The 1106-nt window shown below is 37.3% G+C and carries 1 protein-coding gene; it reads right to left on the reverse strand.

Annotation, left to right across the window (positions count from 1 at the left end; genetic code table 11):
- Positions 1-1106 (reverse strand): glycosyltransferase (locus tag ACN4EE_RS23595; RefSeq protein ID WP_431708950.1); only part of this gene is annotated, 1106 nt, incomplete at both ends.

Raw genomic sequence — 1106 nt, forward strand, 5'->3', positions numbered from 1 at the left:
TTAATTATTCTAAACTGAGTTTCATAATTCCACTCATCTAATATTTTTTGTCTTCCCCTTTCCCCCATTGCCCTCATTTCTTCTTGATTTTCCCAATACCAAGTTAACACTTTTACGATACTGTCCACATCGTCAGGATTACAAGCCAATCCATAACCTGAGTCCACATACATTTTTTGCCAATCTGGTAAATCCGATACTATTAGCGGTAAACCACAGGCTAAATAATCAAAAGGTTTATTCGATGCTCCTACCATGCTAACCAAATTAATATCATCACTGATAATGGGCATCAGAGCTAAACCTATATCGCTTTTTCTACACCATTCCCATAATTCATGTCTAGGCATAGAAGATTTTATTTCTAGTCTATGGCTGATATTCAAGTCGTGAGCAAGTTCTTGTAATTTATTAATATATCCTGTTGAGCCGACGGTTTGATAACCAATTATTCTTAATTTGAGCATCTCAGGTAATCTAACTAATGCCTGAATAACTGTAAGGGGTATTCTCTCGGTTACTATAGAGCCATGATACAAAAGCCATAATTCTTTATTTTGTTTTTCGATCGAGATAGTAATTAAACTTGCTTCTTCAAGGCGTGGACAATTCCATACACAAAAAACCTGCTTGTCAGTATTAGTTTCAATAGTAAATTTCTTCGCTCTTTCTTCGTTGGGGAGAATAGAGAATTTGGCGTTATTAGCTAATTTTGCCCTTGTTTTTAAGCATAAACGCAGGAAAAAAGTATTAGGGGTGCAAGTAGGGGAGTCGTGTTCATGGTAGATAACTTGACTATGGGGTAAAAAGGTCAAAAGATAAGCAATGGGACAAACTAAAATATCGGAAGCATAAATCCATGTCGGTTGCCAACGTATTACCCAGATTAGAACCCAAAAACAGTATCGAAAATAGTGCAGTTTTTGTCGCCATCCTGCCTCACAAAAGGGTATTTTATAAACCGTAATATTTTCATGGGGTGGAAAGGTTAAATTGTCTGCCCCCTTTGCTCCAGTACCTAAAAAAAGGACTTGCCATCCTTCATTGGCTAAGATGCGGGAGCTATGCTCTAGAGGAGGATAACCTGCGGGATTTGTATATTGAAT

Source organism: Geminocystis sp. CENA526 (assembly GCF_050753365.1).
GTDB lineage: Bacteria > Cyanobacteriota > Cyanobacteriia > Cyanobacteriales > Cyanobacteriaceae > Geminocystis.